This is a genomic window from Pseudoruegeria aquimaris, from assembly GCF_900172235.1.
GTDB lineage: Bacteria > Pseudomonadota > Alphaproteobacteria > Rhodobacterales > Rhodobacteraceae > Pseudoruegeria > Pseudoruegeria aquimaris.
This window is the reverse complement of sequence record NZ_FWFQ01000018.1, coordinates 27,461-41,408: the sequence shown is the minus strand read 5'-3', so window position 1 is coordinate 41,408 and position 13,948 is coordinate 27,461. Positions and strand designations below refer to the sequence as shown.

At 66.2% G+C, this 13,948-nt stretch carries 13 protein-coding genes; 6 read left to right on the top strand and 7 right to left on the bottom strand.

Features of this window, described 5'->3' with window-relative positions; translation table 11 throughout:
• Positions 1-45: 45 nt before the first annotated feature.
• The 6 genes from PSA7680_RS12830 to PSA7680_RS12805 form a co-directional block, all read right to left on the bottom strand.
• On the bottom strand, positions 46-1,173 hold the full coding sequence (locus PSA7680_RS12830) for a Gfo/Idh/MocA family protein (RefSeq protein WP_085869119.1): 1,128 nt from the start codon (positions 1,171-1,173) through the stop codon (positions 46-48).
• Between the two features lie 12 nt (positions 1,174-1,185).
• Entirely contained in the window at positions 1,186-1,935 is a 750-nt protein-coding gene (locus PSA7680_RS12825) for a sugar phosphate isomerase/epimerase family protein (RefSeq protein ID WP_085869118.1), read from the bottom strand.
• A 3-nt stretch (positions 1,936-1,938) separates the two neighbouring features.
• Positions 1,939-3,084, bottom strand: a complete 1,146-nt coding sequence (locus PSA7680_RS12820) for an ABC transporter ATP-binding protein (RefSeq protein ID WP_085869117.1) — start codon at positions 3,082-3,084, stop codon at positions 1,939-1,941.
• Positions 3,085-3,090: 6 nt separating this feature from the next.
• The gene (locus tag PSA7680_RS12815; RefSeq protein ID WP_245824620.1) at positions 3,091-3,996 is read right to left on the bottom strand and encodes a carbohydrate ABC transporter permease; all 906 of its coding nucleotides are present in this window, start codon (positions 3,994-3,996) and stop codon (positions 3,091-3,093) included.
• Complete coding sequence (locus PSA7680_RS12810; RefSeq protein WP_245824618.1) at positions 3,989-4,816, bottom strand: carbohydrate ABC transporter permease; 828 nt, start codon at positions 4,814-4,816, stop codon at positions 3,989-3,991. Before PSA7680_RS12810 ends, PSA7680_RS12815 begins: the two co-directional genes overlap by 8 nt.
• A 192-nt stretch (positions 4,817-5,008) precedes the next feature.
• The gene (locus tag PSA7680_RS12805; RefSeq protein ID WP_085869116.1) at positions 5,009-6,241 is read right to left on the bottom strand and encodes an ABC transporter substrate-binding protein; all 1,233 of its coding nucleotides are present in this window, start codon (positions 6,239-6,241) and stop codon (positions 5,009-5,011) included.
• Between the two features lie 187 nt (positions 6,242-6,428).
• On the opposite strand from PSA7680_RS12805, the gene PSA7680_RS12800 reads away from it, so the two are divergent.
• From PSA7680_RS12800 to PSA7680_RS12780, 5 genes are all read left to right on the top strand, one after another.
• Complete coding sequence (locus PSA7680_RS12800; protein WP_085869115.1) at positions 6,429-7,454, top strand: LacI family DNA-binding transcriptional regulator; 1,026 nt, start codon at positions 6,429-6,431, stop codon at positions 7,452-7,454.
• A 126-nt stretch (positions 7,455-7,580) separates the two neighbouring features.
• A complete protein-coding gene (locus PSA7680_RS12795; protein WP_085869114.1) occupies positions 7,581-8,633 on the top strand; it encodes a sugar phosphate isomerase/epimerase family protein in 1,053 nt (350 codons plus the stop codon).
• A 39-nt stretch (positions 8,634-8,672) separates the two neighbouring features.
• Positions 8,673-9,836, top strand: coding sequence for a Gfo/Idh/MocA family protein (locus tag PSA7680_RS12790; RefSeq protein ID WP_085869113.1), 1,164 nt, complete (start codon positions 8,673-8,675; stop codon positions 9,834-9,836).
• Positions 9,829-10,968: a fumarylacetoacetate hydrolase family protein gene (locus PSA7680_RS12785; RefSeq protein ID WP_085869112.1), complete on the top strand. Its 1,140-nt coding sequence runs from the start codon at positions 9,829-9,831 to the stop codon at positions 10,966-10,968. The genes PSA7680_RS12790 and PSA7680_RS12785 overlap by 8 nt, the downstream gene beginning before the upstream one ends.
• Before the next feature lie 24 nt (positions 10,969-10,992).
• A complete protein-coding gene (locus PSA7680_RS12780; protein ID WP_085869111.1) occupies positions 10,993-11,829 on the top strand; it encodes a GNAT family N-acetyltransferase in 837 nt (278 codons plus the stop codon).
• Between the two features lie 73 nt (positions 11,830-11,902).
• Here PSA7680_RS12780 and PSA7680_RS12775 read toward each other — a convergent pair whose 3' ends face one another.
• Positions 11,903-13,036, bottom strand: coding sequence for a citrate/2-methylcitrate synthase (locus PSA7680_RS12775; protein ID WP_085869110.1), 1,134 nt, complete (start codon positions 13,034-13,036; stop codon positions 11,903-11,905).
• Between the two features lie 31 nt (positions 13,037-13,067).
• On the opposite strand from PSA7680_RS12775, the gene PSA7680_RS12770 reads away from it, so the two are divergent.
• Complete coding sequence (locus PSA7680_RS12770; protein ID WP_085869109.1) at positions 13,068-13,937, top strand: phosphate acyltransferase; 870 nt, start codon at positions 13,068-13,070, stop codon at positions 13,935-13,937.
• The last annotated feature ends 11 nt before the right edge of the window (positions 13,938-13,948 follow it).

Below are 13,948 nucleotides of genomic sequence, written 5' to 3'. Positions count from 1 at the left end.
CGGATGCGCACGGCGGTGTCATTGGAAGCCTCGTGGTGCGGCCTGTTACTTCATCAGCGCGCGGGCGGCCTCCGGGCCGAGGGCCTCGGGCCGCTCGCAGGTGGTGGTGATGTCGAGCACCTTGCGGCTTTCGCCGGCCGCGAGGATCGAGGTCATCACGTCCACCGCGTGCAGGGCGAGCTCCTGGTTGCAGCGGTGCGGCCGGCCTTCCTGGATGGCGATGGCCATGTCGGCGAGCCCGGCGGTGCGGTAGTTCGCGCGGCCTTCCTTCTCGTCGTTGACCACGGCGAAGGGGTGATCCCAGCCCCCCGGAAGGGCGGCCGGCTCCGTCTTGTCCGTCATCTCCAGCGTGCCACCGAAGAAGTTCGGATCGGGCACGTAGAGCGTGCCGGACTCGCCGTAGAGCTCCATGTTGCCGTGGCGGTGGCTGAAGACGTCCCAGCTGGTGCCAAGCGTCACCACGGCGCCGGAGTGGAATTCCAGCAGCGCGTGGATCGTGGTGGGGGTGGTGACCTCGACGTATTCGCCGTGGCGCGGCTGGCTGGTGATGAGCCGTTTGGTGCGCGGGGTGGCCGTCATGGCCGACACGCGGGCGACCGGGCCGATCAGCTGGATCAGGTTGGTCACGTAGTAGGGGCCGATGTCGAGCACCGGGCCGGCGCCGGGCTGGAAGAAGAAATCCGGGTTGGGGTGCCAGTGCTCCAGCCCGAAGCTCATCACGTGGGCCGTGCCCGAGGTGATCTTGCCCACCGCGCCGGAATCGATCAGGTGGCGCGCCTGCTGATGGACGCCGCCAAGGAAGGTGTCGGGCGCGGAACCCACGCGCAGGCCCTTCTCTTCCGAGAGCGCCTTGATCTGCTGGCCTTCTTCGAGGGACAGCACGAAGGGCTTTTCGGAGTATACGTGCTTGCCCGCGCGCAGCGCCGCCATGGAGGTTTCGAAATGCGCGTTGGGGATGGTGAGGTTGACGATGATGTCCACGTCATCCGCCGCCATCAGCCCTTCCACGCTTTCGGCGCGCACGCCGAATTCGCCGGCCCGCGCTTCCGCCGCGGCCGGGTTGATGTCCGCCACAGCGCGCACCTCTATGCCCTTGAACAGGGGGGCGAGGCGCAGGTAGGCCGCCGAGATGTTGCCGCATCCGAGGATGCCGACGCCAAGAGTGTCTGCCATGGTGCTTGGCCTTTATCCGAAGGTTTTCAGGTTGTTGATGGAGCGGGTCGCGAAACGGGTCAGATCGTTCGGGTTGTCGTGTTCCATCACGAAATACTTGGCCGGCGTTTTCGTCTTCACGGCGTTCAGGATGGCTTTCCAGTCCATCACGCCCTCGCCGACATCGGCCCAGCCGTCCTCGTCGGCGTTTTCGCCCTCCGGGGCGATGTCCTTCACGTGGATCGCGTTGATGCGGCCGCCGTAGCTGTCGATCCAGGCCATGACGTCGGCCCCGCCGCGCTCGATCCAGGCGATGTCGGCTTCCCAGGCGAGGCCCGGCGCGTCGTCGAGGATGACCTTGAGCGGGATCGAGCCGTCGGCCTGCGGGATCACCTCGAAGTCGTGGTTGTGCCAGCCGAAGGCGATGCCTTCGCCAGCGAGGCTGTTGGCCACCGCGTCGAGCCGCTTGGCGAAGCCGGACCAGCCGGCGCTGTCGGAGGGGCGCTCGGAGGCGTCGAGATAGGGGGCGAAGATCGCCTCGATCCCGAGGGTGCGCGCGATCTTCACGACGCCGGCGAGATCGTTCTCGAGGTCGATGAGCCCGACGTGGGCGGTGGGCATGGAAAGCCCGGTCGCGTCCATCGCCGCGCGCACCTTGTCGGTGTCGCCGTAGAGCGCGCCGTAGCCTTCGACGGCCTCGTAGCCGAGGGCCGAAATGGTGCGGAATACGTCGTCCCACGGCGTGAAGTTGCGCGCCGAGTAGAGCTGGAAGGAAAGGGTCATGGGTCAGATCCTGTTTTCGGTCGCCTCGTCGAACAGCGAAACGCGTTCGGCGTGGAAGCCAATTGTGATGGTGTCGCCCTCGCGGACGTCGGACTGGCCATCCATGCGGATGCGGATGCGCTCGCCGGCGAGCTGGGTCCAGACCAGCGTGTCGGAGCCCATCGGCTCCACGATCTCGATGACGGCCTGCGTGTTGAACGGCGCGGCCTCGGCCTCGGCGCCGGTCAGGATGTGCTCCGGGCGGATGCCCAGCCACGCCTTGCCCGGCGACCGGCCCAGCCCGTCGAAGGCGTAGCCGGCGAGGGGAATGGATACGTCGCCGGACAGGAAGACATCCGTGTCACCGGTCTGGATGTTGCCCTGCAGGAAGTTCATCGAGGGAGATCCGATGAACCCGGCGACGTATTTGTTGACCGGGCGGTTGTAGATTTCGCCCGGGGCGGCAAGCTGCTGGATCTTGCCGCCTTTCATGATGGCGATCCGGTCGGCCAGCGTCATGGCCTCGACCTGATCGTGGGTGACGTAGATCATCGTGTTGTCGAGCTGGTTGTGCAGCCGCTTGATCTCCACGCGCAGGTCGGCGCGCAGCTTGGCGTCGAGGTTGGAGAGCGGTTCATCGAAGAGGAACACGTCCACGTCGCGCACCAGCGCGCGGCCGATGGCCACCCGCTGCCGTTGGCCGCCCGACAGGGCGGAGGGCTTGCGCTTGAGCAGGGGCTCGATCTGCAGGATCTCGGCGGCGCGGGCCACGCGCTTGGCGATCTCCTCCTTCGGGATGCGGGCGTTCTTGAGCCCGAAGGAGAGGTTCCCCTCGACCGTCATCTGCGGATAGAGCGCGTAGGACTGGAACACCATGCCGATGCCGCGCTCGCTGGGCTCGGACCAGGTGACGTTCTTGCCGTTGATGAAGATCTGCCCGCCGGAGACGTCCAGCAGCCCCGCGATGCAGTTCAGCAGGGTGGATTTCCCGCAGCCCGAGGAGCCGAGCAGGACGAGAAACTCGCCCTTGCCCACGTCGAGGTTGAGGTTCTGAAGCACCTTCACCGAGCCGAAGTTCAGATCCAGGTTCTTGATGCGGACGGACGGCTCCGCGAGCGTCTGCGGGGTGTCGATCGCGATCTCCGCGAGGTTTTCGGAAGTGTATCCCATGACGGATTATCCTTTCACGGCGCCGGCAGCGATGCCGCGGACGAAGAGTTTGCCGGAGGCGAAGTAGATGACGAGCGGAACGAGGCCGGTCAGCAGGGTGGCCGCCATGTTCACGTTGTATTCCTTCACGCCCTGCACCGAGTTGACGATGTTGTTGAGCTGAACGGTCATCGGGTAGAGATCGGGCTTGGTGTAGATCACCCCGAAGAGGAAGTCGTTCCAGATGCCGGTGACCTGAAGGATCATCGCGACCACGAAGATCGGCAGGCTCATCGGCAGCATGATGCGGAAGTAGATCCCCCAGAAGCCGGCCCCGTCCACGCGCGCGGCCTTGAAGAGCTCTTCGGGCATCGCGGTGAAATAGTTGCGGAACAGCAGGGTCAGGATCGGCATCCCGAAAATCGTGTGCACCAGCACGAGGCCCCAGAGGCCGCCGTAGAGGCCCAGCTCGCGCAGCAGGATCACGATCGGGTAGATCATCACCTGGTAGGGGATGAAGGCGCCGAGGATCAGGATGGTGAAGAACACGTCCGCGCCCTTGAACTTCCAGTTGGCCAGCGCGTAGCCGTTCACCGAAGCCACGGCGATCGACAGGATCACCGAGGGCACGAGGATGCGCACCGAGTTCCAGAAGCCACGGCTCAGGCCGTCGCAGTTGATGCCGGTGCAGGCTTCGGCCCAGGCCTTGACCCAGGGCTCGAAGGTGATCTCCATCGGCGGGCCGAAGACATTGCCCATGCGGATCTCGGGCATGCCTTTCAGCGAGGTCACGATCATCACGTAAAGCGGCAGGGCGTAGTAGATGGAGACCATCAGCAGCGTGCCGTAGAGCATGATGTTCTTGCGGGAAAAGCGCTTGCGCGGTTTGGGGCCCCAGGGTTCGGAACCATTCTGTGCGGTCGTGTCAGCCACGTTTCTTGCCTCCGAATTCGAGATAGGCCCAGGGGATCAGGATGATGACGACGCTCAGCAGCATCATCGTGGAGGCCGCGAAGCCCTGCCCCAGGTTCTGAGCCTGGAACATCTTGTCGTAGACGTATTTGGCGGGCACTTCCGAGGCGATGCCGGGGCCGCCCGAGGTTTGCGCCACCACGAGATCGTAGACCTTCACGATGCCCGAGGTGATCAGCACCAGCGCCGTCACGAAGACCGGGCGCATCATCGGGATCACCACGAAGATGTATGTTTTCCACGTCGGGATGCCGTCCACGCGGGCGGCTTTCCAGATTTCTTCGTCGATGCCGCGCAGGCCGGCCAGCATCACCACCATGATGAAGCCCGAACCCTGCCAGATGCCGGCGATCAGGATGCCGAAGATCACGATGTCCGGGTTGTAGAGCGGATCGAAGGTGAAGCTCTCCCACCCCCAGCCGCGCACCACGCTCTGGATGCCGAAATCCGGGTTCAGGATCCACTGCCACACGAGGCCCGTCACGATGAACGAAAGCGCGAAGGGATAGAGCAGGATGGTGCGGAAGGTGTTTTCGAAGCGGATCTTGCGATCCAGCAGCGCCGCCAGCGTGAAGCCGATGACGAGGCTCAGGACCAGCGAGCAGATGCCGTAGATCGCGAGGTTCTCGATGGACACGAGCCAGCGCCGCGTGCCCCAGAGGCGCTCGTATTGGTCGAGTCCCACGAAATCCAGTTTCGGCAGGAGCCGGGATTTCGTGAAGGAATGGACGATCGTCCAGACGGTGCAGCCGATGAAGACGAAGACTGCCGTCATGATCATTGGAATGGATGCGATTTTTGCGTTCAGGTTCCGAAACAACCTGACCGGCGGGCGCACGTCTTCCGTGCTCTGCCCCTGAATTTCAGCGATGGCCATGGGCCTTCTCCCCCGATTGAAACGCGGCGCGAAAGCTGCGCCTCGCGTTTCAGAACGTGCTGGCCCGCAGCAGGGGCCAGCACATTGGTTTCAAGATCAGTCGGCGCTCGCGATGATCTCGGCGTAGCGTGCCTGGGCATCTTCCGCGGTGATCGACGGGTCGTTCCAGAACTCGACCATCAGGTCTTCGATCTGGCCGGTCGTGTCGGCGGAAAGCACCTGGTTGCCGTCAGGCAGGATGTTGCCCTTGGCCAGGATGTCGAGGCCCTTCTTCATGCAGTCGTTGGCGGCGGAGAGATCGATGTCGCCGCGGACCGGAAGCGAGCCCTTCTTGAGGTTGAAGGCCACCTGGACTTCCTTGGACAGCATCAGCGAGGCCAGTTCCTTCTGGGCCTTGGTGATTTCCGGATCGTCGTTCTTCGGGAAGTAGAAGGCATCCCCGCCGGTGGAGATCACTTCGTTCACGCCGAGGCCCGGAAGGCAGGTGTAGTCCACGCCGGCGACCTGGCCGGCCACCTGGAATTCACCCTGCGCCCAGTCGCCCATGATCTGGCCACCGGCCTGGCCGGTGATCACGAGGTTCGTGGCCTGGTTCCAGTCCTGCACGTTGGAGTTGGCGGCCATGGCGCGGGCCGCGGCGGCGGCCTGGAAGACCTTCGCATACTCGGGGCCGGCGGCCACTTCGGCGTTCTTGTTGGCGTTCACTTCGAGCCAGGCGTCGGGGCCTGCGATGGCGACCGTCAGCACGCCGAAGGCGCCGGAGGATTGCCACGGCTGCTGGCCCATCGCCAGCGGGATCTTGCCGGCGGCTTCCAGCGCCGGGGCGGCGGCCACGAATTCGTCCCAGTTGGAGGGCACGTCCACGCCGGCGTCGGCGAAGGCCTTGTGGCTCAGCCACATCCACTGCCAGGAGTGGATGTTTACCGGCACGCAGTAGATCTTGCCGTCCACGGTGCAGCTGTCGAGCAGCGAGGTCGGGTGCACGATGTCGCGCCAGCCTTCGGCCTCGGCCACGTCGGTGAGATCGAGCATCAGCCCGGCTTCCACCAGCTCCTCGGCCTGGCGGCCGTGGTTCAGCTGGGTGGCGTGCATCGGGTCACCGCCAAGGATGCGGCTGATGATGATCGGGCGGGCAACGCCGCCGGAGCCGGCGATGGCGCCGTCCTTCCAGGTGTGGCCCGTTGCGTTGAACGCTTTTGCGAACTCCGCCACGGCTGCAGCTTCGCCGCCGGAGGTCCACCAGTGGGTGACTTCCAGTTCGGTGGCAGAGACGGCCGTCGCTGCGCAGAGTGCGGTGGTTGCCGCAAAAAGGGTACGAATAGTTTTCATGTTTCTCCTCCCTGAGACCCGGATGGATATCATTCGGGCTGCAATCGATTACAGACTGATGAAGCATTTGCACGGCAGGCTGTAAACGATTACATATAGGAAATGGATTTAGGCCGAGTCTGTCAATAGGCTTGGTGGGGTAGGATCGGAAACCCACCGCAGGCGTTGAATAAAAGGGTGGGTTCGAGTGTCGGAAACCGTGAAGATCCAGGATGTGGCGAAGGCGGCCGGCGTATCGACGGCCACGGTGAGTCGCACCCTCAGCAACCCTTCCGTCGTCTCCGAGCGCACCCGGAAGGCGGTGCTGGAGGCCGTGCGGGCCACGGGGTATCGCGTCAACCGGGCGGCCCGGAATCTGCGCACCCAGCGCACCGGATCGATCCTCACGCTGATCCCCAACATCGGCAACCCTTTCTTCTCGCAGATCATCGCCGGCATCGAGCAGGTCTTCTCGGAGGCCGAATACAGCGTGCTGGTTTCCGACACCGCCAACATCGGGCCTGCGGGCACGCCGCTGTCGCATGTGTTCCAGGACGGGCGCGCCGACGGGGTGATCGTGCTGGACGGCATCCTGCCGCTTTCCTCGATCGAGTCGGTCAAGGGGACGCCAAACGAGCATCTCGTGATCTACGCCTGTGAATGGGCCGAGGGGGCGGGCATCCCTTCGATCCGCTCCGACAACCGTTCCGGCGCCATCCAGGCGGTGAACCACCTGGCCGATCTGGGGCACAGGGCGATCGGCCATATCTGCGGCCCGGAAGACAACGTTCTGACCGGGGTGCGGCGGGCGGCCTTCTTCGAGGCGGCCGAGGCCCGCGGGCTGGACGTGCGGCCGGAATGGGTCTTCCCCGGCGATTTCAAGCTCGCTTCCGGCGCGGCCGCGGCGGAGGCCTTTCTCGGCCTGAAGGAGCGCCCCACCGCGGTGTTCTCGGCCTCGGACCTCATGGCGATGGGCTTCATCAGCCGGCTGTCGGACGCCGGCGTCCGCGTGCCCGAGGATCTCTCGGTCGTGGGTTTCGACGACATCGATCTCGCCCCCTACTTCCGGCCCGCGCTCACCACCATCCGGCAGGATCGCATGGAACTGGGCCGCATCACGGCGCAGACCCTGCTTTCGCGCCTGCGTAGGCCCACGGAAGTGCAGCCCGATTTCCTGCACATCGTGCCGGTTGAACTGGTGGAGCGCGCCAGCACCGCCGCGCCTGCCCGCTAACAACACGGTGGACAGATTGCCGAGAATCACTGAAACATGACGAAGTAAACGATTACATCGACCCATTTGGACCGTAAAACACCCGGAAGGAGCCGGGGCGCCACGGCCCACGGGAGGAGGGTTCACATGAAAACGATCAAGGGTCCTGCGCTGTTCCTTGCGCAGTTCGCAGGCGATGACGCCCCGTTCAACAGCTGGGAGTCGATTACCAAATGGGCGGCCGACTGCGGCTACATCGGCGTGCAGGTCCCCAGCTGGGACGGCCGTCTCTTCGATCTCGAAAAGGCCGCCACCTCCAAGGATTACTGCGACGAGATCAAGGGCGTCGCCGCGGCCAACGGCATCGAGGTGACGGAGCTTTCGACCCACCTGCAGGGCCAGCTCGTGGCGGTCCATCCCGCCTATGATGCCGCCTTCGACGGTTTCGCCGCGCCGGAGGTGCGGGGCAACCCCAAGGCGCGCCAGGCCTGGGCGGTGGACCAGGTGAAGAAGGCGCTCACCGCCTCGCGCAACCTCGGCCTCACCGAACACGCGACCTTCTCCGGTGCGCTGGCCTGGCCCTACGTCTACCCGTGGCCCCAGCGCCCGGCCGGGCTGGTGGAGACCGCCTTCGATGAACTGGCAAGCCGCTGGAGACCGATCCTCGATCATGCCGAGGAGAATGGCGTGGATGTCTGCTACGAGATCCATCCGGGCGAGGATCTGCACGACGGCGTGACCTTCGAGATGTTCCTTGAGCGGCTCGACGGCCATGCCCGCTGCAACATGCTCTACGATCCCAGCCACTACGTGCTGCAATGCCTCGACTACCTCGACAACATCGACATCTACAAGGACCGGATCAAGATGTTCCACGTCAAGGATGCCGAGTTCAACCCGACGGGGCGGCAGGGGGTCTACTCCGGCTACCAGAGTTGGGTGGACCGTGCCGGCCGCTTCCGCAGCCTCGGCGACGGGCAGGTCGATTTCAGCGCGATCTTCGCCAAGATGGCGGCCAATGATTTCTTCGGCTGGGCCGTGGTGGAATGGGAATGCGCGCTCAAGCACCCCGAAGACGGGGCGCGGGAGGGTGCGCAATTCGTGAAGGATCACATCATCCGCGTCACCGAACACGCTTTCGACGATTTCGCCGATGGCGGCACGGACGAGGCGGCCAACCGGAAGATGCTGGGCCTCTAGGCCTGGCTGAAGGCGCGAAGCTCAGGGAGGATCAGGCAGATGGCAATCACAGGGCGCAACGACGGAACGGCAGGGCCGATCCGGCTGGGCATGGTCGGGGGCGGAAAGGACGCCTTCATCGGCGCGGTTCACCGCATCGCCGCACGGCTCGACGGCAAGTTCGAACTGGTGGCCGGAGCGCTCTCCTCCACCCCTGAGCGGGCGCTGGAAAGCGGCCGTGCGCTGGGGCTGGCGGAGGATCGGATCTATTCCGATTTCACCGAGATGGCCAAGCGCGAGGCGCGGATCAGGAACGGCATCGAGGCGGTGGCGATCGTCACCCCGAACCACGTGCATTACGCCGCCGCGCGCGAATTCCTGAAGCGTGGCATCCACGTGATCTGCGACAAGCCGCTGACGTCCAACCTCGCGGACGCCAGGAAGCTGGTGAAAGCGGCGGAGAACTCCGACGCGCTCTTCATCCTGACGCACAACTACACGGGCTACCCGCTGATGCGGCAGGCGCGCGAGATGGTGGCGGCGGGCGATCTGGGCGAGATCCGCCTCGTGCAGGTGGAATACGTGCAGGATTGGCTCACCGAACACGTCGAGAACAAGCAGGCCGAGTGGCGCACCGATCCGGCGCGCAGCGGCGCGGGCGGGGCGACGGGCGACATCGGCACCCACGCCTTCAACCTCGCGCGCTTCGTCTCGGGGCTGAAGGTGGAAAGCCTTGCGGCCGATCTCCAGAGCTTCGTGCCGGGCCGCCAGGTGGACGACAACGGCCATGTGCTGCTGCGCTACGAGAACGGCGCCCGCGGGATGCTCTGGTGCTCGCAGGTGGCGCCGGGCAACGAGAACGGGCTGCGCCTGCGCATCTACGGCTCCAAGGGTGGGCTTGAGTGGGGGCAGGAGAACCCCAACGAGCTGTGGTTCACGCCCTTTGGCGAGCCCAAACGCCTGATCACCCGCGGCGGGGCAGGGGCATCGGAGGCCGGAAACCGGCTCACCCGCGTGCCGCCGGGCCATCCCGAGGGCTACCTCGAAGGGTTCGCCAACGTCTATTCCGAGGCCGCGGCCGCCATCGAAGCGGCGCGCGCCGGGCAGCCGGCACCTGCCGGCACGCTCTATCCGACGGTTCAGGACGGGCTCGAAGGCGTGCAGTTCGTGGACGCCTGCGTGCGCTCTTCCAGCCGCAACGCCGCCTGGGTGAAATTTGGCTGATCTGCCCGACAACGGCCTCTGGCTGGGCCGCGTCTGGCGCGCCGATCTGGGCGGGCCGGGCGTCATCACTCTGCGGGCGGGTCGCGTGCTGGACATCACCAGCCGCGCGGCCCCCACCGTGCGCGACATCTGCGAAATGGAGGATCCCGCCGCCTACCTGCGACGTGCGGAAGGCGAGGACCTATGCGCCTGGGCTGACTTAGAAGCCGCGCCGGTCGGCGATTTGAGCCAGACCCATCTGCTTGCCCCCTGCGACTTGCAGGCGGTGAAGGCCTGCGGCGTGACCTTCGCGCGCTCCATGGTGGAGCGGGTGATCGAGGAGCAGGCGGCGGGCGATCCGGCCAAGGCCGAAGCCATCCGCGCCCGCGTCGGGGCCGCGATTGGAGACTCCCTGCGCAACGTCAGGGCGGGCTCGGAGGAGGCTGCGCGGGTGAAGGCCGCGCTGATCCGAGAGGGGCTTTGGTCCCAGTATCTGGAGGTCGGCATCGGCCCGGATGCGGAGGTCTTCTCCAAGGCGCAGGTGCTGTCGTCCGTGGGGCACGGCGCCGACGTGGGCCTGCATCCGATCTCGGCGTGGAACAACCCGGAGCCGGAGGTGGTGCTGGCTGTTTCCTCCAAGGGGCGCATCCTTGGCGCCTGCCTCGGCAATGACGTGAACCTGCGCGACGTGGAAGGGCGCTCGGCGCTGCTGCTGTCGAAGGCGAAGGACAACAACGCCTCCTGCGCCATCGGGCCGATGATCCGCCTGTTCGACGAAGGTTTCACGCTCGATGACGTGCGCGCGGCGGAGCTGGACATGGTGGTGACGGGTGAGGATGGCTACGTGCTGCACGGCCATTCCTCGATGAAGGAGATCAGCCGCGACCCGGAAGACCTGGTGGCCCAGACGATCGGGCGGCATCACCAGTATCCGGACGGGCTGATGCTGTTTCTCGGCACGCTCTTCGCGCCCACCGAGGACCGCGACGTGCCGGGCGAAGGCTTCACCCACAAGATCGGCGACGTGGTGGAAATTTCCGCGCCGGGGCTGGGAACCCTGCGCAACCGGGTGCGGCTCTCCACCGACTGCGCGCCCTGGACCTTTGGTGTGCGCAGCCTGATGGGCTACCTTGCGGGCCGGGGGCTGCTTTAGGCCCTGTTGAGGGAGACCGCAGCCATGGCGGCCACGCGCGTATTTCGGACACTGTCGGCAGAAGAGGTGGCGCTGGCCGTGGACTGGGCAGCTGCGGAAGGCTGGAACCCCGGACTTCACGATGCGCAGACCTTCCATGCCGCCGATCCTGGGGCCTTCGTGGGCTGTTTCCTCGGTGATGAACTGGCCGCCGTGATCTCGGTGGCGCGGCAAAGCGCGGGGTTCGGCTTTCTCGGTTTCTACATCTGCCACCCCGATCTGCGAGGGCAGGGGCACGGGCTGGGGCTCTGGCAGGCCGCCCTGCAACGGCTGGACGGCGCGACGGTGGGGCTGGACGGCGTGGTGGACCAGCAGGAGAACTACAGGGCGTCAGGCTTCGTCTATGCCCATGCCAACACGCGTTTTGCAGTGGACCCGGCGCGGCTGCCGCAGGCCGGGGATCTGGGCGCGGTTCCGGCCCGTATGGACGCCGTGCACGGGTTGGACGCGGAGGTAGCTGGCTTTTCCCGCATCAGCTACCTGCGGGCGTGGCTCGCCCAACCGGATGCCCGATCGCTCATGCTGATGGACGGCGCGCGCTGCGCCGGTTGGGGCGTGGCGCGGCCCTGCCGCGAAGGCACCAAGATCGGCCCATTGGTGGCGGAGAGCGCGGAGCAGGCCGAGGCGCTGTTCCTGAGTCTTGCGAAAGGCGCTGCGGGGCCAGTGTTTCTGGATGTGCCGATGCCCAATGCGGCGGCGGTGGTCATGGCGGAACGGTTCGGGATGGAAGCCGTGTTTGAAACCGCCCGGATGTATCGCGGGCGTGCGCCGCAGGAGGATCTGGCGCGGCTCTACGGGGTCATGAGTTTCGAATTCGGCTGACGGGGGAAGGGGGGCTCCGCCCCCCGTCCTTTGCAAGGACTCCCCCCGAGGTATTTGCAGCGAGAGGAAAGGATCAGCGGTTCTCGATCGGGGTATAGGGGCGCTCCTCGGGGCCGTTGTAGAGGGTGAGCGGGCGCAGCAGGATGTTCTGGCGCTGTTGTTCGATGCACTGGATCACCCAGCCGGGCACGCGGCCGATGGCGAAGATCGGCACGTAGAGATCCATCGGGATGCCGTGCAGCTGGTAGATGACGCCGGAATAGAAATCGACGTTCACGTTGAGCCCGTGGCGGGCGTAGGGTTTCATCGCCTCCACCACCGCCTGCAGGATCTCGTACCATTCGGGTTGGCCCATTTCCTCGGACAGCGCCTTCACGCCGTCGCGCATGTGCCGCGCGCGGGGATCCTCGGCGCGGTAGACCCGGTGGCCGAATCCGGTGACCGGTTCGCGGTTCGCGCGTTTGGCCTTTACGTAGGCGGCGGCGTTCTCGGGGCTGCCGATCTCCTGCACCATTTTCATCACGTCCTCGGCAGCGCCCCCGTGGGCGGGGCCGGCGAGGGTGGAGAGCGCGGTGACGATGGCGCCGTGCAGGTTGGCCTCGGTCCCCACGGTGACGCGGGCGGCGAAGGAGGAGGCGTTGGAGCCGTGTTCGGCGTGGAGGATGAAATCCACGTCCGCGAGCCGTGCGGCCTCGGCGCTGGGCTTTTCCCCCTTCAGCATCCAGAGCCAGTTGGCGGCGTGGTCGAGCGCGGGATCCGGCGCGACCGGCGTGCGGCCGTTGCGGATCGCCTCGTGGGCGGCGACGATCATCGGCACCTGTGCGGTGAGGCGGATGCCGTTCTCGATGAAGGCCTGTTCACCGACCTGCTGGCTGGTGGGCTCCAATGCGGCGAGGGCGGAGACTGCGGTGCGCAGCACGTCCATCGGGTGGCCGTCTTTCGTGGCGGCGATGATCGCGTGGATCTCGTTAGGCAGGGTGCGGGCGGCCTTGAGGCGGGCGCTGAAGGCGGCGAGCTCCTCCGCGGTGGGCAACTCGCCGTAGATCAGCAGGTAGGCGACTTCCTCGAAGGTGGAATGGGTGGCGAGATCGTGGATCGAATAGCCGCGGTAGGTGAGCGTGCCGGCGGCGCCGTCGATGTGGCTGACGCCGGAACGTTCGAAATAGATGCCTTTCAAGCCGCGATTGATCTTGACGGTGTCGCTCATCTCTTCATCCTTTCAGCCCATGGGAGGCTGCATGTCTGTACTTGAAAACGTTTATGAATCGGCCCGCGCGCGGCAGGCCCGGGTGATCTTGCCGGAGGCCGAAGATGCGCGGATAGCGCAGGCGGCGGAGCGGCTCGTGGCCGAAGGGCTGGCGCGGCCGGTGCCGCTGGCGGATGCCAGCGAGGCCCATGTGGCCGCGATCCTGAAGCAGCGCCCGGGCAAGGAGGCCTTCGCGCGGCGGCTCCTGGAGAAGCCGCTGGTCCGGGCGGCTGCCATGGTGGCCTGCGGAGAGGCCGATGCGCTTGTGGCCGGGGCGGCGAGCCCCACGCGGCGGGTGATCGAGGCGGCGCAATTCGCCATCGGCATGGCCGAGGGGATCGCCCTGCCGTCTTCGAGTTTCCTCATGCGTTTCCCGGACGGGCGCGAGGCGCTCTTTGCCGATTGCGCCCTCAACGTGGCGCCGGATGCCGATGGGCTGGCCGACATCGCCACGGCCTCGGCGGCGACGGCCCGCGCCCTTCTGGGGCGCGCGGAAGTGGCCTTCCTCTCCTTCTCCACGCTGGCGTCCGGGGCCGGGGAGAGCGTGGATCGCGTGCGCAGCGCAACGGAAACCGCGCGGGCGCGGGGGCTTGCCGCCATCGGCCCGGTTCAGGCCGACGCGGCGCTCAACCCGGAGATCGCGACGCGCAAGGGCATTGAGGCCGGCGCGCCGAATGTCTTCATCTTCCCGTCGTTGGATGCGGGCAACATCGCCTACAAGCTGGCGCAGGAACTGGCCGGCGCGCAGGCACTGGGGCCGCTGTTGCAGGGCTTTGGCAAACCGGTCTGCGATCTGAGCCGGGGCGCGAGCGTGGAGGATATCGTGGCGGCCACCGCCGTGACGCTGGCGCTCGCCCAATAGGCCCCGCGCGG

Bases quoted from the DNA above. Each gene is read 5' to 3' on its own strand.
- PSA7680_RS12820 (WP_085869117.1), bottom strand. From the start codon at position 3,084: ATGGGATACACTTCCGAAAACCTCGCGGAGATCGCGATCGACACCCCG.
- PSA7680_RS12780 (WP_085869111.1), top strand. From the start codon at position 10,993: ATGGCGGCCACGCGCGTATTTCGGACACTGTCGGCAGAAGAGGTGGCG.
- PSA7680_RS12830 (WP_085869119.1), bottom strand. From the start codon at position 1,173: ATGGCAGACACTCTTGGCGTCGGCATCCTCGGATGCGGCAACATCTCG.
- PSA7680_RS12770 (WP_085869109.1), top strand. From the start codon at position 13,068: ATGTCTGTACTTGAAAACGTTTATGAATCGGCCCGCGCGCGGCAGGCC.
- PSA7680_RS12805 (WP_085869116.1), bottom strand. From the start codon at position 6,241: ATGAAAACTATTCGTACCCTTTTTGCGGCAACCACCGCACTCTGCGCA.
- PSA7680_RS12790 (WP_085869113.1), top strand. From the start codon at position 8,673: ATGGCAATCACAGGGCGCAACGACGGAACGGCAGGGCCGATCCGGCTG.
- PSA7680_RS12795 (WP_085869114.1), top strand. From the start codon at position 7,581: ATGAAAACGATCAAGGGTCCTGCGCTGTTCCTTGCGCAGTTCGCAGGC.
- PSA7680_RS12775 (WP_085869110.1), bottom strand. From the start codon at position 13,036: ATGAGCGACACCGTCAAGATCAATCGCGGCTTGAAAGGCATCTATTTC.
- PSA7680_RS12810 (WP_245824618.1), bottom strand. From the start codon at position 4,816: ATGATCATGACGGCAGTCTTCGTCTTCATCGGCTGCACCGTCTGGACG.
- PSA7680_RS12825 (WP_085869118.1), bottom strand. From the start codon at position 1,935: ATGACCCTTTCCTTCCAGCTCTACTCGGCGCGCAACTTCACGCCGTGG.